Below are 19,914 nucleotides of genomic sequence, written 5' to 3'. Positions count from 1 at the left end.
ATTGCGGGGCGATAGCGTCAGCGTATGCTTTTTCCCGGTCAAAGGCCGGGCACATCCATACAAGGCAAAAGGGCCCTCGGCGTGCTTCAATTCATCGCCAACCACTGACGCCCAGAGCCAAGCACATGAACCGCAATGACCTGCGCCGCGTCGACATGAACCTGCTGGTGCTGTTCGAAGCCCTGATGATCGAACGCAACCTGACCCGTGTCGGCGAAAAGCTGTTCATCACCCAATCCACGGTCAGCGCCGCCCTCGCCCGCCTGCGGGAGCTGTTCGACGACCCGCTGCTGATCCGCAATGGCCGGGCCATGGAGCCGACGCCGCGGGCGATGCAGATTTTTGCCGAGCTTGGGCCGGCCATGGACGTGATTTCCGCGGCGATCAGCCGGGCGCGGGATTTCGATCCGGCCAACAGCTGCAACGTGTTTCGCCTGGGCCTGTCGGACGACACCGAGTTCGGCCTGTTTCCCGCCCTGCTCCAAGCCCTGCGCGAAGAGGCCCCTGAGATCAGTGTGGTGGTGCGTCGAGCCAACTTCCTGCTGATGCCAGGGCTACTGTCCAGCGGCGAAATTTCCGTCGGCGTGAGCTACACCACCGACCTGCCGGCCACGGCCAAGCGTCGCAAGCTGCGCAACATCGGTGTGCGGGTGCTGCGCGCCGATGACCGCCCCGGCCCGCTGACCCTGGACGAATACTGCGCCCGCCCCCATGTGATGGTGTCCTTCTCGGGCGACATGAGCGGCAACATCGACCTTGACCTGGCCCGCATCGGCCGCTGCCGTAAGGTGGTCCTTGCAGTGCCGCAGTTCGGCAGCCTTCGGGCCTTGTTGCGTAACACCGAACTGATCGCCACGGTGCCGGACTATGCCGCCTGTGCCCTGGCCGACGATGGCAGCCTGCGCGCCGACCCCGCACCGTTCGATGTCACCGAGGCAGAGCTGTCGATGGTCTGGAGCGGCGCCCAGGACAACGACCCGGCTGAACGCTGGCTGCGCGAGCGGATCATGCAGTTCATGGCCGACCCTCGTTGATTCATCGACCTCGTCAATAGCCACCATGAACAGCATCGAGTTCCGCCGCAAGCAGTGCCTGGCGGAAGATGGCGGCATTGATGCATTGACGAGGTTTCCCGATGAAAACCGGCATGATCGCTGCCCTGCTCGTCCTGCTCGCGGCTCTCAGCGGCTGTGCGGCGCCTGCAGCGAACCACGACGCCAGGCCCGACGGGCATTTTTACTCCGCCACCGCAATGTCCAGTGTGGTGCTTGCGCCCGGCCAGCATGTCGCAGTACTGCTGGGGCGCAACGGCGCCTCGACACTCGACTACCTGCAGCGCCATCGCGACGAACGCACTGCGCCCGCGCAGAACCGCAGCATTCCGGTCGCCACCCTCAACAGCGGCAGCCAAGCCTACGACTGGCTGGCCAAATCACTGGCCCAACAGTTCGCCGAAGTGACGTTCTATGACGACCTGGACACACTGTTGGCCGATCGCCCGGACATCATCGTGCTCCTCGATAGCGAAAGCCGACTCGCCAGCGCCGATATCGAAAGCCGTGTGGTAGCACGCTTCTTCGACGACCAGCTGACCTACATCGGCCGTGCCGAGGGACGGGCGCACAAGGCGCTTGGCGATGTGACACGGGTTATCGACGATGAGCAGGCAGTGCAGGCCGATGCGTTGCGAGACTTCGATGCGTCGTTGAGCAGCTTGCTGGGGGGGCGTGCCTGACCCATGTGGCCATCGAGCAGCCCCTTCGCAATGCATGGGTTCTTCCACATCCAGCTGCACGCAATGACGGTCACTTCCTGCGCTGCATCCACGCCGCACCCAAACCGCTCAGGCAGATGACGGCGATCCCGATCAGGCTGGCACTGTCCGGCACCTGCCGGTAAATGAGCAGGCCGAGCAACCCGGCGAATACGATCTGGCAGTAACTGAACGGTGCCAACAGCGCCGGCGCCGCATGGCGGAACGCCTGGGTTAGCAGCAAGTGCGCGCTCATGCCAAAGCCGCCCAGTGCCAGCATCAACAGCGCATGATCCCAGCGCGGCACTTCCCAGAAAAATGGCACCAGCGCCGTCATCACCAAGGTGTTGCACAACCCTGCATAGAAGTTGCTGGTGGTCGGGCTGTCGTGGGCGGCCAGGATACGGGTCAGCAACTGGTAGAAGCAGAACCCCAGCGCCGAGCCGAACGGGTACAGAATCGCCGGGGTGAACATCGCGCCTCCCGGGTGCACCACCACCAGCACCCCGACGAACCCCAGCACCACCGCCACCCACTGCCCCGCCGTCACCCGCTCTTTGAGCAGCGGTGCCGACAATGCCGTAACCAGCACCGGCGCAAGGAAGTTGACCGCCGTCGCCTCGGCCAGCGGCAGGTACTGCAGGCCGGTGGTGAATAACAGGCTGGTGCTCAGCAGGCTCAACGCACGCAAGGTCTGCAGCACCGGGCGACGAGTCCGCAGCACGTTAAGGCCGGACTTGGGCAGGAAGATCCCGGCCATCAGCAAGGTATGCACCAGATAGCGCGCCCAGACCACCATGATGATCGGGTAAAGCCCGCCGAGAAACTTGGACAAGGCATCGTGGCTGGCAAATAGAAACGTCGCCACCACCACCAGGGCGATGCCTCGCAGTGGTTGATTGACTCCGGACAGCGGTGTGCTGGAACTCATGGCGCTCTCGATGGCGGCGCGGCGGGATACTGCGCCAGGGTGAAAGGCAGGTGCGGCAGGTCGAATTCTAGAAGAGATACGACAACTTAAGGAAGACCCATTGCCGTTCCCGCTCAAGGCCCAGAAGATTTCGTTCGCTGATCGACCACTTTTTGCCTCAGGCACATGGCCCAGGCCGCAACACACACGCACCATCAATGCCCGTTCCTCCCCCCTACAAGGAGTTCTCATGCATAGGTTAACAACCCGCAACGGTCTGGACTTGCCCTGTATCGGCCTGGGCACCTGGCCAATGACCGGCAGCGAATGCACCACAGCGGTCCGCCAGGCGCTGGAGCTGGGTTATCGGCACATCGATACCGCCACCGCCTACGACAATGAGGCCGCGGTCGGCCAGGCCCTGCGCGAGAGCGAAGTGCCGCGCGAAGCCATCCACCTGACCACCAAGGTCTGGTGGGACAAGCTCGAACCCAAGGCCATGCGTCAATCGCTGGAGGACAGCCTGCGTCTCCTGGGCACCGACCAGGTAGACCTGTTCCATATCCATTGGCCCGCCAAGGACATGGACCTGGCCCGCAGTATCGAGACACTGGTCACCCTGCACGAGGAAGGCAAGGCGCGCAGTATCGGCGTGGCCAATTTCCCGCTCGGCCTGTTGCGCCAGGTGGTCGAGGAGCTGGGGGCGCCGCTGTCGGCGATCCAGGTGGAGTACCACGTGCTGCTCAGCCAGCAGCCGCTGCTGGACTACGCGCGTCAGCATGACCTGCTCTTGACTGCCTACACGCCGCTGGCGCGCGGACGGGCCGCGGAACAGCAGGCTATTGGCGATATCGCCGCCAAGCATGGCGTCCTGCCAAGCCAGGTCGCGCTCAAGTGGCTGCTGGACCAGGATGGCGTGGCGGTGATTCCAAAAGCCAGCAGCCGCCAGAACCAGTTGGCCAACCTGGCGGCACTGGACGTGCAACTGGATGATGATGACCGGACCTTGATCGCGGCGCTGCCGAAGGATCAGCGGGTTGTGAGCCCAGATTTTGCGCCCCAGTGGAATAGCTGAGCGCCCCCATCGCCGCCAACCCGGCTCCTGCATAGACCCCGCAGCATAGCGACGGCGGGGCATGGAGCCGGCACCGCCAGCGATCAGCCCACCTGTTTCAATCGCTCGCTCGCCGGTGCCGGTCGACCGTACAGGTACCCCTGAAAGTGCGAGCACCCCTCGGCAGCCAGGCGGCGCATCTGCTCTTCCGACTCCACACCCTCGGCCGTGGTCTTGATCATCAGACTGTTGGACAGCTCGGTAATGGCCCGAATGATCGACATCGCCTCGCGGCTTTCGCACATGTCATGTACAAAGGACTTGTCGATCTTGATCCGGTCGAACGGGAATGAACGCAGGTAGCCCAGCGACGAGTAACCCGTCCCGAAATCGTCCAGCGAGATGGACACTCCGAGTGCCTTTAGCGCCCGCAGGGTACGCACGTTCTCTTCACTGTTGCCCAGCAACACCGATTCGGTGATTTCCAACTCCAGGCGCTGAGGCGCCAGGCCCGAGTCGGCCAGCGCCAGGGCCACCGTGTGCACCAGATTGGCGTTCTTGAACTGCACCGGCGACAGGTTCACCGACACCGTCTGCTCGCCTTCCCAGCTGGCTGCCTCCTGACACGCCAGGTTGAGTGCGCGGGTTCCAAGCTCGTGGATCAGCCCGGTTTCTTCGGCGATGGGGATGAAGTCCATCGGCATCACCATGCCCCGGGTCGGATGCTCCCAGCGCAGTAGCGCTTCGTACCCGGTGATCTGGCTGGTCTGCTGGTCGACCACTGGCTGGTAGTGCAGGTGCAATTGCCCAAGGTGCAGCGCTGTACGCAGGTCGGTCTCGACCAGGCGGCGCTGGCGTGCGGCAACGTCCATCTCGACGCTGAAGCACTCGTAGCGATTGCGCCCATTGCGCTTGGCTTCGTACAACGCCATGTCGGCATAACCCAGCAGTTGCTCGGCCTGATCGCTGTCCTGCGGGGCGATGGCCACCCCGATGCTGACCCCTACCGAGAACTGATGGCCTTCGATCTGGAACGGCGGGCTGATCGCTTCAATCAGGCGCTGGGCGATGTGGTAGGCACCCTCACGGTTCTCCAGGTTGGTCAGGACCACGGCGAATTCATCGCCGCCCAGACGGGCCAGGGTGTCGTGCTCCCGCAGCTCGCGACGCAGCCGCTTGCCCAAGGCTCGCAGCAACTTGTCGCCGAAAGCATGGCCAAGCGAGTCGTTGATGTTCTTGAAATTGTCCAAGTCCAGGCACAGCGCAGCGGTCAGCTTGCTGTTGTCCTCACCCCGCACCAGCGCCTGTTTCAAACGCTCGTTGAACAGCGTGCGATTCGGCAACCCGGTGAGCGCGTCATGGTGTGCCATGTGGTGGATCTGTGCGTGGGCGGCCAGCTCCTCGGTGGCGTCTTCGGCGACGAACAGCACGTAGTCGGCCTGACCGTCGCGATTCTGGCAGAGCAGCGACCGGCTGCGCAGGATGCGCGGGCCGCAGGCGGTGTCGACCCGGGTTTCGGCGGCAAACCCCTTGGCACTGCGGGCACCACGGCTGAACTGCTGACCCAGGAATTCAGCGCCAGCCGGGGTCAGGCACTCGTTGGGCATCTGGCCGATCATGTTCGCGTCACGGCCGCCGAACAGGCGCTCGGCCTGCTGGTTGGCCAGCAGGATGCGCTGGCTCTGCAGGTCCTGGACGATCACACTGGCAGGAATATTGGAGATCACCGAGTCGAGGAACTGCGACAGGTTGGTCATCTCCTGGCTGTACTGCTCGGCCAGCTCCTTGGCCTTCAACAGCTCCAGCTCCTGCTGGCGACGCTCGGTGATGTCACGCGTGACCTTGGCAAAGCCGACCAACTGGCCATCGTCGTCGTATACCGCGTCGATCACCACATGGGCGTGAAAAGCCGTGCCATCCTTGCGCAAGCGCACACCGATTTCCTCGAAGCGCCCCGTGCGCCGGGCCTGATCCAGGTTCTGCTCGGGCAGACCGGCGTTACGCTCGCTGTCCTTGTAGAACAGCGAATAGTGCTTTCCGACAATCTCGTCGGCCCCATAGCCCTTGGCCCGCTGCGCTCCCGGATTCCAGTTGGCGACGATCCCCTCGGGGGTAAGCAGGTAAATGGCGTAATCCAGCACACTCTGGATCAACAGCCGGTACATGATGTCCGAACTTGCGACTAGCGACATGAGATTTACCTGAACCTGCCAAGGGAACGATAAGCCGCCGGGCACGGTGGCGGCCAGGTCTTGCAAAAGGGTGCTGGCATTATGCCAATTACCTGATTTTTGTGAAGTGACTCACAAAATTTTGCCGTTGCCCATCGCGGCGCGGCGCTCAGTGGCGGGCCGCGCTTACCCAGAAATTGAGCAACTCCGGGTCGTCATCCAGCTCGATCATCCGCACCGGACGCGGCAGGGTATCCACCAGCGCTTGGCAGAACGCCACGGCCTGGCGGTCCCGGCCATGGCAGCGCAGCAGCCAGTCGCCGGGGCGGCCGAGGAACTGTTGCGCGACAGCCCGCGCAACGCCCTGGCGGCGATACTTTTTAAGGATGAACAGGTCAGCCAGTTCCAGGGCATCGACCCCCGGCAATTCGCTGCGCTCGACCAGCACGAAACCCGCGATGAAACCATCCACCAGGACCAGGCTGGCGCTCCAGTCGGGAGCGTGCCAATAACGTTGCAGGTGTGATTCATGAATGTAGAAACGCCCGTCCACCTCGACGTCCTCCTGCTCCCAGTCGGAGGATTCATAGGCATAGAACTGATAAAGGTTGCGCAGCAGTTCAGCCTGGTCGGGGCTGGTTTCAAGCAATTCGATGGGCAGCATGAGGCGGGCTCGAAAAATTAGCAGTTTAACGCGCGCCGAAGAACGCTGTGGGCAGATTCCCACCGCGACCGGAGCAGCCTGAACAACGCGTTGGTTTCAGTTTCGCTAACGGCCGGTTAGATTGCAGGCCCCGGCACGGAGGCCTGCATCCACAGAAAAGGAAATGCCATGAAACACGACTTCCAACTCGCCTACACGATCAGCCCCCTCGACACCGGCAAACCACAGCACGTAGCTTCGGCGGAGAAAGCGCGCACCATCCTGCGCCACAACCTGGGTTGGGAAACCACCGGTGATATCGAGACCACACTGCTCGGCCAAGTGGAGCTGGCACCCGCCACCCTCGATGACAAGGCCCGCGAAGCGAAACGCCAGGTCCGCATGCGAATAAAAGGCGAACTCGAATCGGCGGACGTGATCAAGCACATCGAGTTCGAAGGCAGCCTGATGGTCAATGGCCTTGGTAGCGCCATCACGCTCAATATTCCATGACCCCGCTCAGGGCATCAGTGCATCGGGTGCCCTGATCACCCCTTTCAAGGGTGCGGCGCTTGGTCCAGGGCGGCCTTGAGCGCCTGCGCATCGCTGAACAGCCGTTGGCTCACCAACGCGCCCCGCTCCAGCTGCAACCACAGCACCTTGCCCTCCTCGGCTGGGTAACGACTGGCCACTCGGCCGTCACGGTCAAGCAGAACCCGGTAGCTGTAGTCACGCATCGCCGGAATGGCGAACAGTTTGCTGATCAGCGCCGGCATGCGCTGGATATCGGCGACGAACAACGCATGGCGTGCTTCAAGGTAGCCCTTGGGCTGATCGGCAAGCGCCGCCTTCACCAGCTTGGCGCCGTCCATATCGCGGGCAACCAGCAAGATATGGGTGCCGGTTTCAAGACTGCCGGCCTGGTCGTACTGGTCGAGCAGCGTCCAGGGCGCCAGTGTTTCACCTGTTTGCAAGGCATTGGCAATGAATGGCAACAAGCTCAACAGCAAAGCGAGGGCGTATTTCATCGAGGGTCTCCGGGTGAGGTACGCCAGCATAGCTCAGTTGCCTCAATACGACCTCCAATACCACGCCCGCACCCCGGAGATTGTCTTTCCCTCGGCCTGCCGCCACACTCTGCGAACCAGCCTGGAAGCGGAGTTCAGAGTGCCAACGCCACGTCAGTTCAGCAAGAAGACCAGCACCAGCAACATGCTAAGGCTCAAATCCTCGACCGAGAACGCACAGGCGCCCTATCGGGTCGACTTCGTCCTGCTCGAACACTTTTCGATGGCCAGTTTCACCGTGGCCATGGATGTGCTGGTCACCGCCAACCTGCTGCGCGCCGACAGTTTCCGCTTTACCCCGCTGTCGCTCAGTGGCGATCGGGTGCTGAGCGACCTGGGCCTGGAACTGGTGGCTACCGAGTTGGAGGCGCAAGCGCTCAAGGACCTTGATCTGCTGCTGGTGTGTGGCGGCCTGCGCACGCCGTTGAAGTACCCCGAACTCGATCGCCTGTTGGGGGACTGCGCTGCCCATGGCATGGCCCTGGGTGGCCTATGGAACGGTGCCTGGTTCCTTGGCCGCGCCGGCGTGCTCGATGACTATGGCTGCAGCATCCACCCCGAACAGCGCGCGAGCTTGTCCGAGCGCAGCCCGCAGACACGCATCACCCCTGCCAGCTTCACCCTCGACCGTGACCGCCTGAGCGCGGCCAGCCCCAACGGCGCCATGGAGCTAATGCTAGGGCTGGTACGCAGGCTTTACGGCGATGGCTTGGCCGAAGGTGTCGAGGAAATCCTGTCGTTCTCGGGTGCTCGCTATCGCCAGGTCGGGCCTGGAGCGAAGAAGTCCATGAGCCTGCACCTGCGCACCATCGTCGAGCTGATGGAAAACAACCTGGAAGAAACCCTCAGCCTCGACCAGCTGGCCACCTACAGCGGGCGCTCGCGAAGACAGATCGACCGGCTGTTCCAGGCCCAGTTGGGTACCTCGCCGCGGCGCTACTACATGGAGCTGCGCATCACCAAGAGCCGCCGCCTGTTGCAATACTCCGACCTGTCGGTGATGGAGGTGGCGGTGGCCTGTGGTTTCGTCTCGGTGTCGCACTTCAGCAAATGCTATGCCGCCTACTTCGGCTACCCGCCGTCACGCGAGCAACGGCTGGGTGAATGAGCGCCGGTCAGGCGCGGATGTAGCGCATCACTACGTCGCAGATCATCGCCCTGTGGCGCTGCCTGACGTTGGTGTCGGAGAAATCGACCTGGAAGATGTCGCCAAAGGTATGCCGGTTCGATACCCGATAAAAACAGAACGAGCTCATCAGCATGTGCAGGTCGATGACCTCGATTCCGGGCCGGAACACGCCCTCTTCAACACCGCGCTGCAACGTACGACTCAAGGCCTGGAGCACCAGGCTGCTCATCTCGCGGATGACCGGGGTCTTCTTGACGTATTCGCCGTAATGGATGTTCTCGGTGCAGACCATGCGCACGAAGTCGACATTGCGGTCATGGTGATCGAAGGTGAACTCGACCAGACGCTGAATTGCCTGCTCGACCGGCAGCGATTCTAGCTCGAGGCTTTGTTCGGTCTTGCGGATATCGCCGTAAAGCTTGACCAGGCACTCGACGTACAGCTGTTCCTTGCTGCCGAAGTAGTAGTAGATCATGCGCTTGGAGGTGGCCGTGCGCTCGGCGATGGCGTCGACCCGCGCGCCTGCCAGCCCCTGCTGGACGAACTCGTTGATCGCGGCCTGGAGGATGTCCTCGCGCGTTTTCTCGGGGTTGTTCTTGCGCGTCTTGCGCACCCCTTCGATCTCAGGCTGGCCGAGGCTGACTACGGAATCACTCATACCCACTCACAGGCTGTTTATTGGAATGCGAGGATTATCCGTGAGCGAAGCGATACAGGGAAGCGCGCTGTTGGTCGGGTGGCGTCGCGGAGGGTGTGGTGATTGTGAGATCGAACCCCGCCTGCGCGGCGCATCGCGAGCAAGGCTCGCTCCTACGTCTATTCCGGGCCAATAATTCCTGAAAGATGTGCGCTTGACGCGATATCAGGTCGTACAAGCAAGGCGCTCGCGCGCGCCTGTCACTGACGTCATTGGCCCGAAACAGACGTAGGAGCGAGCCTTGCTCGCGATGCGCCGCGCGGGCGGCGCTCGATCTCACAGGCCCCCAAAGCCTAACGCCATGCTCACAACACCGGCTTGCGCGCCGCACCACTGCGCCGCTTGGCCATCGCCGCCAGACGCACCGCAACGTTGGCGGCACCATAGCCGGCGTACCCCCCCTTGCGCTGGATGATTTCGAAGAAGAAACGCTCCTCGAACGCCTCGGTGTAGACGTGGAACAACTCCCCCCCCTGGGCATCGCGGTCGTACAGCACGTTGTAATACGCCAGCTCGCTGAGGAATTCGTCGTCGAAATCGAAGCGCGCAGCCAGATCGTCGTAGTAGTTCAGCGGAATCTCCAGCAACGGCACTCCCGCCTCCTTGGCCCTGGCCACTTCGCGGAAGATATCGTCACAATCGAAGGCGATGTGATGAACACCCGAGCCCCGGTAGCTGGACAATGCGTGGGCGATGGCGGTGTTACGGTTTTCCGAGATGTTCAACGGCAAACGCAAGGTACCGCACTGACTGCGCAGGGCGCGGCTTTTCACCAGGCCGTATGGGTCGGGCAAAACCACCTCGTCGTCGGCGGCGAAGTCGAAGAGACTCTTGTAGAACAGCACCCAACTGTCCAGCGACTCGGCCGGCAGGGCCAGAGCCATGTGGTCGATTCGGCGCAAGCCACCACTGGCAGTCGCTTCAGGGTCCAGGGAGAAGTCGGTATCGTACAGCGAGCGGCCTTCGCGCCCCTGCTGCACCAGGTAGATCAGGCTACCGTCCGGGGCACGCACCGCAGGCACTTCACATTCGTTGGGGCCGACCAGGCCGCGGAACGGCTGACCACGGAAAGCCGTCGCACGCTGCAGTGCCGCCTCCTCGTCCTTGACTCGCAAGGCCGTGGCACACAGTGAAGGGCCGTGAGCCTCGAAGAAGTTGTGGCCGAAGGAATACGGCTCGGCGTTGAGCACGATGTTGATATCGCCCTGACGCAGCAGCGTCACGTCCTTGCTTCGGTGCTGGCCAGCCTCGGCGAAGCCCAGGCGCTTGAGCCAACCGCCAAGGCGCGCACCAACGGCCTCATCCACTGCAAATTCAAGGAATTCGACACCGTCATAGGCACTGGCCGCCGGTGGCGCGAACAACACACCCGGCTCGATGGGCGTGGCTTCTTGCTCCAGGCGCAGGCGGGTCTGCTCTTCAAGGTACAGCAGCGAACGCAGGCCATCGGCGGCGTTCTGCCGTGCCGGTGCCGCGCGGAAGCCGTCGTTGAAAATCTCCAACGACAACGGACCACGATAGCCAGTCGCCAAAATCGGTGCGAGGAAGCCCGCCAGATCCATTTCACCTTGCCCTGGGAAGCAGCGGAAGTGGCGGCTCCACTCCAGCACGTCCATCGCCAGGATCGGCGCATCGGCCATCTGCACGAAGAAGATCTTGTCGCCGGGGATATCGCGGATCGCCGACGGATCGCCCTTGAGCGACAGGGTGTGGAAGCTGTCGAGGATCACGCCCAGCGCAGGATGGTCAGCCTGGCGCACCAGGTTCCAGACTTGCTGGTAGGTGTTCACATGGCGGCCCCAGGCCAAGGCTTCGTAGCCGATGCGCAGACCGCGCTTGCCGGCATGCTCGGCCAGCAGACGCAGGTCATCCACCAGAATCTGCTCTTCGCTCAGCGCATCGGCCTGGACGTTGCTGCACACCAGGACCAGGTCGGTACCCAGCTCTTGCATCAAGTCGAATTTGCGTTCGGCCCGATCGATGTTCTTCTGCAGGCGTTCACGACGGCAGCCTTCGAAATCGCGAAACGGCTGGAACAGAGTGATGGCGATACCCAGGTCGGCGCACATCTGCCGAATTTCACGTGGGCTACCGGCGTAATAGAGCAGATCGTTCTCGAAGATTTCAACGCCGTCAAAACCGGCGGCGGCGATGGCTTCGAGCTTTTCCGGCAGAGTGCCGCTCAAGGACACGGTGGCTATCGAACGCTGCATGCTGGAATACCTTGTTATTGGAGCGCGGCGCGGGGCCTGCGCGGAGGACGACGGTGCCGAAACCTCGAACAGGTTTCTGGCACGATCAATTATTCGCAGGTAAAGTCCTGTCAGCAATTGGTTTGTACGAAATGGTTAGTTTTGTGTTCGATTACCGAACAAAACCCGTTTCGATGAATTGATCAAATGCCAACCCGTGCGCAACTATGAATTCCAGACGCAGGTAAACCGAAGATCCGATTCTGCCCAGAAGGTCGTTCGGCGGAACCTGCGCTGAAGAGCCCAGTATCACCACATAATAAGTTCAATAAACCGGGTACCGACCTATGCACACTCCAGTCGCCTTGCGATCCGCACCTGCTCGCTCGCTCTCCCTTCGCACTTCCCATCCGCGATTGCGCGCCATTTAGCAACGCCCCTACTCCCGATATCGATCGCTACGTCTGGCCCCTTGTCGCGCCTCGCGAACGCTGCCAGCCGTGCGGTAACCAACAAGAACAACGGAGACAACGATGGCCCACTCCAGCTCTCAAGCCAAGAAGGCGACCGCCAGCGGATGGATCGGCTCGGCACTCGAGTACTACGACTTCTTCATTTACGCGCAAGCTGCGGCCCTGATCTTCCCGCAGATCTTCTTCCCCAACACCGACCCGAAAATGGCCATCATCGCTTCGCTGGCCACCTACGGTGTCGGCTACCTGGCCCGTCCGGTCGGCGCCTTCGTGCTCGGCCACTGGGGTGATACCCGCGGGCGCAAGAACGTACTGCTGCTGTGCATGTTCCTGATGGGCCTGTCGACGATGGCTGTCGGCCTGCTGCCTACCTACCACGACATCGGCCTGCTGGCCCCGGCACTGCTGGTGTTGCTGCGCCTGGTCCAAGGCTTTGCCGTGGCCGGCGAAATCTCCGGCGCCAGTTCGATGATCATGGAGCACGCTCCGTTCGGCCGGCGCGGCTACTACGCCAGCTTCACACTGCAGGGCGTACAGGCCGGTCAGGTCATGGCCGCCGCGGTATTCCTGCCGCTGGCCTACTTCATGCCAAGTGAAGCCTTCAACGATTGGGGCTGGCGTATTCCGTTCCTGATGAGCGCCCTGGTGCTGGTAGCGGGCTTCATCATCCGCCGGGAAGTGCATGAAACCCCAGCCTTCGTGAAAGAAGAGAAGCAGGACAAAGTCGCCAAGTCGCCCGTCAAAGAAGCTTTCCGTCACAGCTGGAAGCACATGGTGCTGGTGATGTTCATGGCACTGATGAACGTGATCCCGGTCGTGGCCACCATCTTCGGTGCAGCCTACGCAGTACAGCCGGCCTACGGCATTGGCTTCGACAAGAGCGTTTACCTGTGGATTCCGGTGGTCGGCAACATCGTTGCAGTGTTGGTGATTCCGTTCGTCGGCAACCTCTCGGACAAGATCGGTCGTCGCCCGACCATGATTGCCGGTTGCCTGGGCTCTGGTCTGCTAGCCTTCGTCTACCTGTATGCGATCAGCATCCAGAACGTACCGATGGCCTTCGTCGCCTCGATCGTGATGTGGGGCCTGGTGTACCAAGGCTACAACGCGGTGTTCCCAAGCTTCTATCCAGAGCTGTTCCAGACCCGCTACCGGGTCTCGGCCATGGCCATCGCACAGAACATCGGCACCATGCTCACCGCCATGCTGCCGGCGCTGTTCGCCTTCGTTGCCCCGCCAGGTTCGGACAACATCCCACTGGTGATCGGCGGTTTGGCGTTCCTCATCACCTGCGTGTGCGCCTTCGCTGCCTACCTGGCACCGGAAACCCACCGCCTGGCAATGGAAGACCTGGGTAACCCACAGGCCAAGCCGATGGAAAAAGAAGCCTACGAGGCCAGCCGCAAAGGCAGCTTTCAGACAGTAGGACATTGATGGACAAGGGGGCCGCTTAGCGGCCCCCTTGTTTCAGTCGTTGACGATTTGCTGTAACCGCTCCCACAACCGCTCCACATGCTCTCGCTCGGTCGGCAGAGCCCCCACCGACACTCGCACCATCCAGCGCCCATCCAGGGTAGCCGGCGTGACATAAACATCCCCCGAGGCATTGAGCCGTTGCGCCCAGCCCTTGGTGTGGGTATCCAGCGCCTCGCCATCCAACCCTGCTGGACAATGGCGAATGCACAACGTCTGCAATTGCACAGGTGCCAACAGCGCCCATTGCGCCGTAGCCTGCACCTGCTCGGCCAGCCAGCGGGCGTTTTCCAGGTCCCGGCGCAAGCGTTGCTGCAAGGCCTCTACCCCCTCGCTTCGCAACATGAACCACAGCTTCAACGCGCGGAACCGACGACCCAATGGGATCCCCCAATCGCGCAGGTTCTTCACCTCGTCATCCACCGCCGACTGCAGGTAGCTGGGGTTGGTGCTCATCACCCGGATCAAATGCTGTGGGTCGCGCACATAGTAGATCGAGCAGTCGAAGGCCACGCCCAACCACTTGTGGGCATTGACCACCACCGAGTCGGCCAGCTCAATGCCCTCCCACATCCAGCGGCATTCCGGCAGGATCATCGCCGAACCAGCCATGGCCGAATCAACGTGCAGCCACAAGCCATGCGCCTGGGCGATCTCGCCAATCGAACGGAGCGGATCGAGCGCGGTGGTGGCGGTGGTGCCGGTGGTGGCGACGACCGCACAGGGCTGATTGCCCGCTGCCAGGTCCTGCACGATGGCCTCGCGTAGCGCCTCAGGGCGCATGGCGAACTGTTCGTCAACGGCGATCAGGCGAATGTTGTCGCGTCCGAAACCCGCCAGCAACGCTGCCTTGTCCACCGAACTGTGCGCGTGGGCGCTGACATACACGACCAACGGTTTTGCCTCGGCCTGCAGGCCACCCCGCACCAGGGCGTACCCGGTGGCTCGTTCGCGCGCGCAGATCAGCGCCACCAGGGTGCTGGTCGAAGCGGTGTCCTGGATAACCCCGCTCCACTGTGCCGACAAACCCAACAATTGGCGCAGCCAATCCAGGGTGGTCTCTTCCAGCTCGCTGAGTGCCGGACTGGATTGCCAGGACAGCCCGAGCACGCCCAGGCCGGTGCTGAGGAAGTCGCCCAGGACCGACGACAGCGTGCCGTTGGACGGGAAGTAGCCGAAGAAATTCGGGTGCTGCCAGTGCGACAGGCCAGGCATCAGCAGGTGGTTGACGTCGTCGAGAATTGCCTCGAACGGCTCGGCCTTCTGCGGCGCTGCATCGGGCAATGCCGACTTGAGATAGCCCGGCTCAACCTGTGCCATGACCGGGCGCTCGGCGATACCTTGCCGATAGTCTGCGATCAAGTCGATCAGTTGGTGGCCATACTGGCGAAATTGTTCGGGGGTCACGCTCAGTCTCCTTTGGGGGTGCCTGGCGTCAGTGCCGCTCTTTGCGCAAGCACGCCCGCTCCCACAGATTACTCACTGGCTCCGAAAACAGCGCAGTCCTGCAAGGAACGGCTTCACCCACGAAAAGGGCCAGCCCCGACACCACGATGTCCCCCAGTCTAGGCAGCCCCACGCCGCCGAAGAACCCCACTTGGCGCATACCTGCTATGGCAAAGGCGCATGACCGCCCTGTACACCGAACTGCGATTGCCGCCACAGCTCGAAGACTCGGTTGCGCAACCAGCGATGCTCAGCAGATGCCTGCAGGCGCTGGTGCCACACCACCCAGTAGCGTTGGGTGTGCTCGATAAAGCCCAGCGGTCGCCAGGCCAGTGGGTGCAGCCGGCACAATTGGCGGGCGATGTGTTCGGGAACGGTCGCCACAGCCTGGCTGTTGCCGACCACCTGCACGGTGGCGGAAAAGAACGGCACTTCCAGGCCAACCCGCCGCTGCAGGCCTTGGGCGCGCAGGTGGCGATCGATGAAGCTGTCCTTGTCGCCGCCACCTGAGATACGCACATGCTTGAACGCCAGGTAGTCCTCCTGGCTCAAGGCTTCGAATGCTGTGAGCGGATGGTCCTGACGCATCAGGCACACCGCACGGTCCTCGCCCAGCAGGCGGCCGTGCAGGTTGGGTGGAGACTCATCGAACAGGGTCGTGGCCAGGTCGATCTCACCACTGGCCAGAAGCGCATACTGGCCAGCCTGCCAGGTGCGGTACTCCAGGCTTATGCCCGGCGCTTCGCGCTCCAGCGCTGCCACCAGCAGCGGCAGCATATGTTCGGCGACGTAATCGGAGGCAGCCAGACAGAACCGACGCTCGCAACGGGCTGGGTCGAAGGCCGCTGGCTGGCGCAGGGCCTGGAGCTCTTCCAGCACCTGACGCAGCGGTTCGACCAAGGCTTCGGCATGCTCGCTGAGCACATAGCCACGGCCCTGTCGCACCAGCAGCGGGTCGTCGAACGCTTCGCGCAGATGGGCCAATTGACGGCTTAGGGCCGACTGGCTGACGCCCAGGCGCTCGGCTGCATGGCTGAGGTTCTTCAACTGCAGGAGGCAGTCAAGCGTACGCAGGTGAGCGAGGCTGAGGGAGGTGAAGGTGGGGTTCATTCAAGCCTTCCAGCAAGGGAGCGCCATGCCCAATCGCCAGCCCCCCAGCCCCTGCAGGAACCGGCTTGCCGGCGATTGGGACGCAACGCGGCCCCTGTCTTCAGGCAGTCAGGCCGACGTAGACGTTCTGCACATCGTCGTTTTCGTCGATCGCTTCGAGGAATGCCTCGACCTCGGCCAGGGCTTCAGCGCTCAGGCTGGCAGCGCTTACCGGGTTCTTCGGGGTGTAGCCGATTTTCGCCGAGGTCACGGTGAAACCATGCTCTGGCAGCGCCTTCTGCACGGCGTCCAAGTCGGTGGTGTCGGTGATGAACAGGGTCGAACCCTCTTCCTCGCCTTCTTCGAAGTCCTGGGCGCCGGCCTCGATGGCGGCCATTTCCGGGTCGGCGTCACCGTTCGGGGTCGCCTCGATCAGGCCAACGTGGTTGAAGTCCCAGGCCACCGAACCGCTGGCACCCAGCTGGCCCTTGCGGAACAGCACGCGGATCTGGGCGACGGTGCGGTTGACGTTATCGGTCAGGCACTCGACGATCAGCGGCACCTGGTGCGGTGCGAAGCCCTCGTAGCTCACAGCCTGATACTGCACCGCGTCGCCATCGAGCCCTGCGCCCTTGCGGATCGCCCGTTCCAGGGTTTCACGGGTCATCGAGGCCTTCTTGGCCTGTTCGATGGCCAGGCGCAGACGCGGGTTCATGTCGGGATCGGCGCCGGACTTGGCGGCAATCTGGATCTCTTTGGACAGCTTGCCCATGATCTTGCCTTTGGCGTTGGCCGCGGCTTCTTTATGTTTGGCTTTCCACTGTGCGCCCATGTCGACTCTCTTTGTTTCAGCGGCCGGTTCAGGAAGCGACCGGCCAAAAGTGGGTGCAGTTTATACGCCCTCGGGCGATGGTTCGACAAGAAATCTTCGCCCAAGCGCTGGCAAGCCAGCGCCTACACGCCCAGAGCCACTCAGGCCTTGTCAGACTTACCCGCCGCCGCCGCGAACCGTGCCAGCCGCACGTCCAGCCGCCGCGGCCTTACACCCTGGTCCTCGGCGCGCTCCTTGCGCCGAATGGCATTGCGCACCATCAACGAGCCCAGGTAGCGAATCGGCTCTGGCGGGAACAGGCCCAGCGGTCCGTTGACCAGTGGCGAACGGGTCCATGGGTTGTCCAGCCCCAGCGCAAGCGACGAGAGAATCTGCCCGCCCATGTGGCAAGGCCCTACACCGCTGCCGGAATAGCCGAAGCCATAGAACACGTTGCCTTGCCCATCCAACCGGCCAAAGAACGGCAAACCGGTCACCGAACGGTCCGAGGGCCCGTTCCAGCTGGCCGCCAGAGGCACATCGGCCAGCGCTGGGAAGAACGCGCCGAGGCTCTCGCGCAGCAAGGGCCGGTACGGCGACGGTTGGTCGAACACTGGCAGCATGCGCCCACCATAGGCGAAGGTATTGCCGCCCTTGCCGAGCATCAGCCGGCCGTCAGAGGTGTTGTGGTAGTAATGCACGAAAATGCGCGAATCGAGCACGCTGATGCCGCTGTCGAGGCCGATTTCCCGGAGCAACTCGGGGCACGGCTCGGTGATCACCATATCGCTGGAAACGATGGCCACGGTGCGTTCGAACTGCGCGAATGCCCGCGCCATCCAGGCATTGAGACCAAGCACCACGCGGTCGGCACGGACCGTACCGTGGGCAGTGCGCACCTGCACCGGAGCGCCATGCTCAAGCCCGGTCATGGCCGTGCCTTCATGGATTCGCACCCCCAGCTGCAGGGCCACCCGGCGCAGGCCGCGCACCAGGCGCCCCGGCTGCACGGTGGCGGCAGCCGGAGAGAACCAGCCCTCCAGGTGTCGCGCCGAACCGGCCAGGCGCTGCACCTGTTCCAGCGGCAAACGCTGGAACGAATTGATCCCCTTCTGCTCCAGCGCTGCGATCACTGCGTCGGTGGCCCCCACCTGGGCCGGATTGGTAGCGGTGTACAGCGTGCCATCCAGTCGGTAGTCGCAGTCAATGCCATGCTCAGTGCAAAACGCGCCGATGGCGCTGATACTGCGCTCGGACTCGCGCACCAGGCGCACCGCCTCAGCCACCCCGAACAGACGCTCCAAGGTGAAATACTTGGCCGACCACGACAGCGCGCATCCGCCGTTGCGCCCACTGGCCCCAGCGCCGCAGATATCCGCCTCGATCAGCAATACATCCAGTGCTGGCACCGCTTGCTTGAGCATCAGTGCTGTCCATAGCCCGGTGTAGCCGCCACCGACGATGCAGACATCACAGCGGGCATCGCCCTGCAGCGGTGGGCACACAGCCGCCTGTTCGGAATCCAGGGCCTGTTGCAGCCAGAAGGGTCTCATTCGCTTGCTTTCCTTTATGTACGCAGTGGCTTTATTGCCATGCTGGTGTTGGGCGCCACGTCACTGGCCTGGGCCGTGCTCGCCGGGCGACTGTTCCAATGCGGCACCAGCACCAGGGCCGAGAACAGCGCACAGCCTGCGAAGACGATGAACACCGTGACGCTGTCGAAGTAACCGGGCAGCAAGCCGCCCAGCACGGCACCCACCGAACCACACCCGTTGACGAAACCGGCCGCCGTTGCCCCCGCCTTGGCCGTGCCGAAATCGATCGCTGCCGCGCCGCTGATCATCGAGTCAGGCCCATAGAGGGTCAGGCCCATGACGAACAGCAGCGCCACCACCAGCATCACGCTGCCGCTATGCATCGCACCCATGAAGGCTGCCAGTGTCAGGGTCAACAGCAGCAGGCTGATCACGCAGGCCGGCATGCGCCGCGCGCCGAACAGTTTGTCCGAGGCCAGGCCAATGATGATGGGGCCCAGCAGTCCGGCCAGCTCGAAGGCCGTCGGAATGATCGCCGCCCCCACCTTGCCCACCGAAGGCATTTGCTCGAAGACGATCACCGGCCCCCACAGCAAAATGGCATAACGTGCCGGCTTGAGCAGGAAGTAAGCCAGGCCGAGGGTCAGTACCGTACGGTTGCGTAGCACTTCACGTAGCGGCGCCCAGACACTGCACAGGTTTGAACCCGGGGACATGCTCTGCGGCTCAGGCTCCACCGCTGGCAGGCCTACATCCTCGGGTTTGTTGCGCTGCAGAAAGAAGAACAGCACAGCGACAGCCGCCACCACCGCGGCACTGGAGAAGAACGCCGCGTGCCAGGTGCCGACCAGGGTGTAGGCCCACCAGCCGGCGAATGGCGAGGCGACCAAGCCGCCAAAGGCATAGCAGGAACTCCACAGCCCCAATACCCGGCCACGCTGCGAGGCCGGGAAGAAGCTGCCGATGTTCTTGCACAGCCCCGCCCAACCGGTGGACTGCGCCAGGCCCTGGATCAACATGCAGGTGGCGAAGATCGGGAAGGTGGCGTAACTGCCCATCACCACCGCAGCGGCGGCCGAAATCAGCAGGCCGCCGAGCACTACCACGCGCGGGCCAAAGCGGTCGGCAAGCATGCCCCAAGTAAACTGGCCCACGGCATAGGCGGCCAGGTAGATCGCATCGAGGTTGGCCATGGCGGCCTTGTCGAGCATGAAATTCGGGTCTTCGCCGATGCCAAGCTTGGCCACCGAGAACGCTTTGCGGGTGAAATAGAAGGCGGCGTAGGCCAGCCAGGTGATGGCGAAGATCTGTACGCGCCAACGTTTCATCGCGGCTAGGGTTTGATTCATTTTGACTCTGACCTCTTGCTCAAGTGTGCCGGCAGAATGTGAAGAAAATGCCTGTCTTGTTGTTGTGTTGCGCACTGCATGACGTGGCTCGTCATCTGGTCAGATGGCGCCGTATGGGCACC

General features: G+C 62.8%; 16 protein-coding genes and 1 pseudogene. 6 read left to right on the top strand and 11 right to left on the bottom strand.

What is annotated here, in order from left to right; translation table 11 throughout:
- Window positions 1-125 precede the first annotated feature (125 nt).
- Together VXM67_RS12445 and VXM67_RS12440 are read left to right on the top strand one after the other, a co-directional pair.
- Window positions 126-1,034, top strand: coding sequence for a LysR family transcriptional regulator (locus VXM67_RS12445; protein ID WP_023380235.1), 909 nt, complete (start codon window positions 126-128; stop codon window positions 1,032-1,034).
- A gap of 101 nt (window positions 1,035-1,135) precedes the next feature.
- Window positions 1,136-1,735, top strand: coding sequence for a hypothetical protein (locus VXM67_RS12440; RefSeq protein WP_027907187.1), 600 nt, complete (start codon window positions 1,136-1,138; stop codon window positions 1,733-1,735).
- Between the two features lie 70 nt (window positions 1,736-1,805).
- Here the strand turns inward: VXM67_RS12440 and VXM67_RS12435 are convergent, their stop codons facing one another.
- Window positions 1,806-2,684 (bottom strand): DMT family transporter, encoded by an 879-nt coding sequence (locus VXM67_RS12435; protein ID WP_023380233.1) that lies wholly within the window; start codon window positions 2,682-2,684, stop codon window positions 1,806-1,808.
- 229 nt (window positions 2,685-2,913) lie between these two features.
- On the opposite strand from VXM67_RS12435, the gene VXM67_RS12430 reads away from it, so the two are divergent.
- Entirely contained in the window at window positions 2,914-3,738 is an 825-nt protein-coding gene (locus tag VXM67_RS12430) for an aldo/keto reductase (protein WP_027907186.1), read from the top strand.
- Window positions 3,739-3,821: 83 nt separating this feature from the next.
- Here VXM67_RS12430 and VXM67_RS12425 read toward each other — a convergent pair whose 3' ends face one another.
- Both VXM67_RS12425 and VXM67_RS12420 read right to left on the bottom strand, forming a co-directional pair.
- Window positions 3,822-5,909 (bottom strand): EAL domain-containing protein, encoded by a 2,088-nt coding sequence (locus VXM67_RS12425; protein ID WP_023380231.1) that lies wholly within the window; start codon window positions 5,907-5,909, stop codon window positions 3,822-3,824.
- Window positions 5,910-6,057: 148 nt separating this feature from the next.
- Window positions 6,058-6,552 (bottom strand): GNAT family N-acetyltransferase, encoded by a 495-nt coding sequence (locus VXM67_RS12420; RefSeq protein ID WP_023380230.1) that lies wholly within the window; start codon window positions 6,550-6,552, stop codon window positions 6,058-6,060.
- Window positions 6,553-6,720: 168 nt separating this feature from the next.
- On the opposite strand from VXM67_RS12420, the gene VXM67_RS12415 reads away from it, so the two are divergent.
- Window positions 6,721-7,044 carry a hypothetical protein gene (locus VXM67_RS12415; protein WP_023380229.1) on the top strand — a complete coding sequence of 108 codons (324 nt, stop codon included), beginning with the start codon at window positions 6,721-6,723 and terminating at the stop codon, window positions 7,042-7,044.
- A gap of 44 nt (window positions 7,045-7,088) precedes the next feature.
- Here the strand turns inward: VXM67_RS12415 and VXM67_RS12410 are convergent, their stop codons facing one another.
- Window positions 7,089-7,559, bottom strand: a complete 471-nt coding sequence (locus tag VXM67_RS12410) for a hypothetical protein (RefSeq protein ID WP_023380228.1) — start codon at window positions 7,557-7,559, stop codon at window positions 7,089-7,091.
- A 139-nt stretch (window positions 7,560-7,698) separates the two neighbouring features.
- Between VXM67_RS12410 and VXM67_RS12405 the strand changes: the two genes are divergently transcribed.
- Complete coding sequence (locus tag VXM67_RS12405) at window positions 7,699-8,706, top strand: GlxA family transcriptional regulator (protein ID WP_023380227.1); 1,008 nt, start codon at window positions 7,699-7,701, stop codon at window positions 8,704-8,706.
- A gap of 7 nt (window positions 8,707-8,713) precedes the next feature.
- On the opposite strand, the gene VXM67_RS12400 is transcribed toward VXM67_RS12405, so the two are convergent.
- Together VXM67_RS12400 and quiC are read right to left on the bottom strand one after the other, a co-directional pair.
- A complete protein-coding gene (locus tag VXM67_RS12400) occupies window positions 8,714-9,385 on the bottom strand; it encodes a TetR/AcrR family transcriptional regulator (protein WP_023380226.1) in 672 nt (223 codons plus the stop codon).
- Between the two features lie 344 nt (window positions 9,386-9,729).
- Window positions 9,730-11,637, bottom strand: coding sequence for a 3-dehydroshikimate dehydratase QuiC (gene quiC, locus VXM67_RS12395; protein WP_023380225.1), 1,908 nt, complete (start codon window positions 11,635-11,637; stop codon window positions 9,730-9,732).
- A 512-nt stretch (window positions 11,638-12,149) separates the two neighbouring features.
- Between quiC and VXM67_RS12390 the strand changes: the two genes are divergently transcribed.
- A complete protein-coding gene (locus VXM67_RS12390; RefSeq protein ID WP_023380222.1) occupies window positions 12,150-13,523 on the top strand; it encodes an MFS transporter in 1,374 nt (457 codons plus the stop codon).
- Between the two features lie 33 nt (window positions 13,524-13,556).
- On the opposite strand, the gene VXM67_RS12385 is transcribed toward VXM67_RS12390, so the two are convergent.
- The 5 genes and pseudogenes from VXM67_RS12385 to VXM67_RS12365 form a co-directional block, all read right to left on the bottom strand.
- Window positions 13,557-14,969 (bottom strand): DOPA decarboxylase, encoded by a 1,413-nt coding sequence (locus VXM67_RS12385; protein ID WP_315693603.1) that lies wholly within the window; start codon window positions 14,967-14,969, stop codon window positions 13,557-13,559.
- A 204-nt stretch (window positions 14,970-15,173) separates the two neighbouring features.
- The gene (locus tag VXM67_RS12380) at window positions 15,174-16,118 is read right to left on the bottom strand and encodes a LysR family transcriptional regulator (protein WP_104881868.1); all 945 of its coding nucleotides are present in this window, start codon (window positions 16,116-16,118) and stop codon (window positions 15,174-15,176) included.
- Window positions 16,119-16,218: 100 nt separating this feature from the next.
- Window positions 16,219-16,929: a YebC/PmpR family DNA-binding transcriptional regulator gene (locus VXM67_RS12375; protein WP_023380218.1), complete on the bottom strand. Its 711-nt coding sequence runs from the start codon at window positions 16,927-16,929 to the stop codon at window positions 16,219-16,221.
- A gap of 140 nt (window positions 16,930-17,069) precedes the next feature.
- Complete coding sequence (locus VXM67_RS12370; RefSeq protein WP_367237048.1) at window positions 17,070-18,461, bottom strand: FAD-dependent oxidoreductase; 1,392 nt, start codon at window positions 18,459-18,461, stop codon at window positions 17,070-17,072.
- Between the two features lie 80 nt (window positions 18,462-18,541).
- Window positions 18,542-19,792 (bottom strand): annotated as a pseudogene (locus VXM67_RS12365) (MFS transporter); the annotation flags it as partial.
- Between the last annotated feature and the right edge of the window lie 122 nt (window positions 19,793-19,914).

It is taken from the genome of Pseudomonas sp. Rh2 (assembly GCF_040762985.1).
Taxonomy (GTDB): Bacteria; Pseudomonadota; Gammaproteobacteria; order Pseudomonadales; family Pseudomonadaceae; genus Aquipseudomonas; species Aquipseudomonas taiwanensis.
Note: the sequence above shows the minus strand (reverse complement) of the source record. Positions and strands in the feature narration are given on the sequence as shown.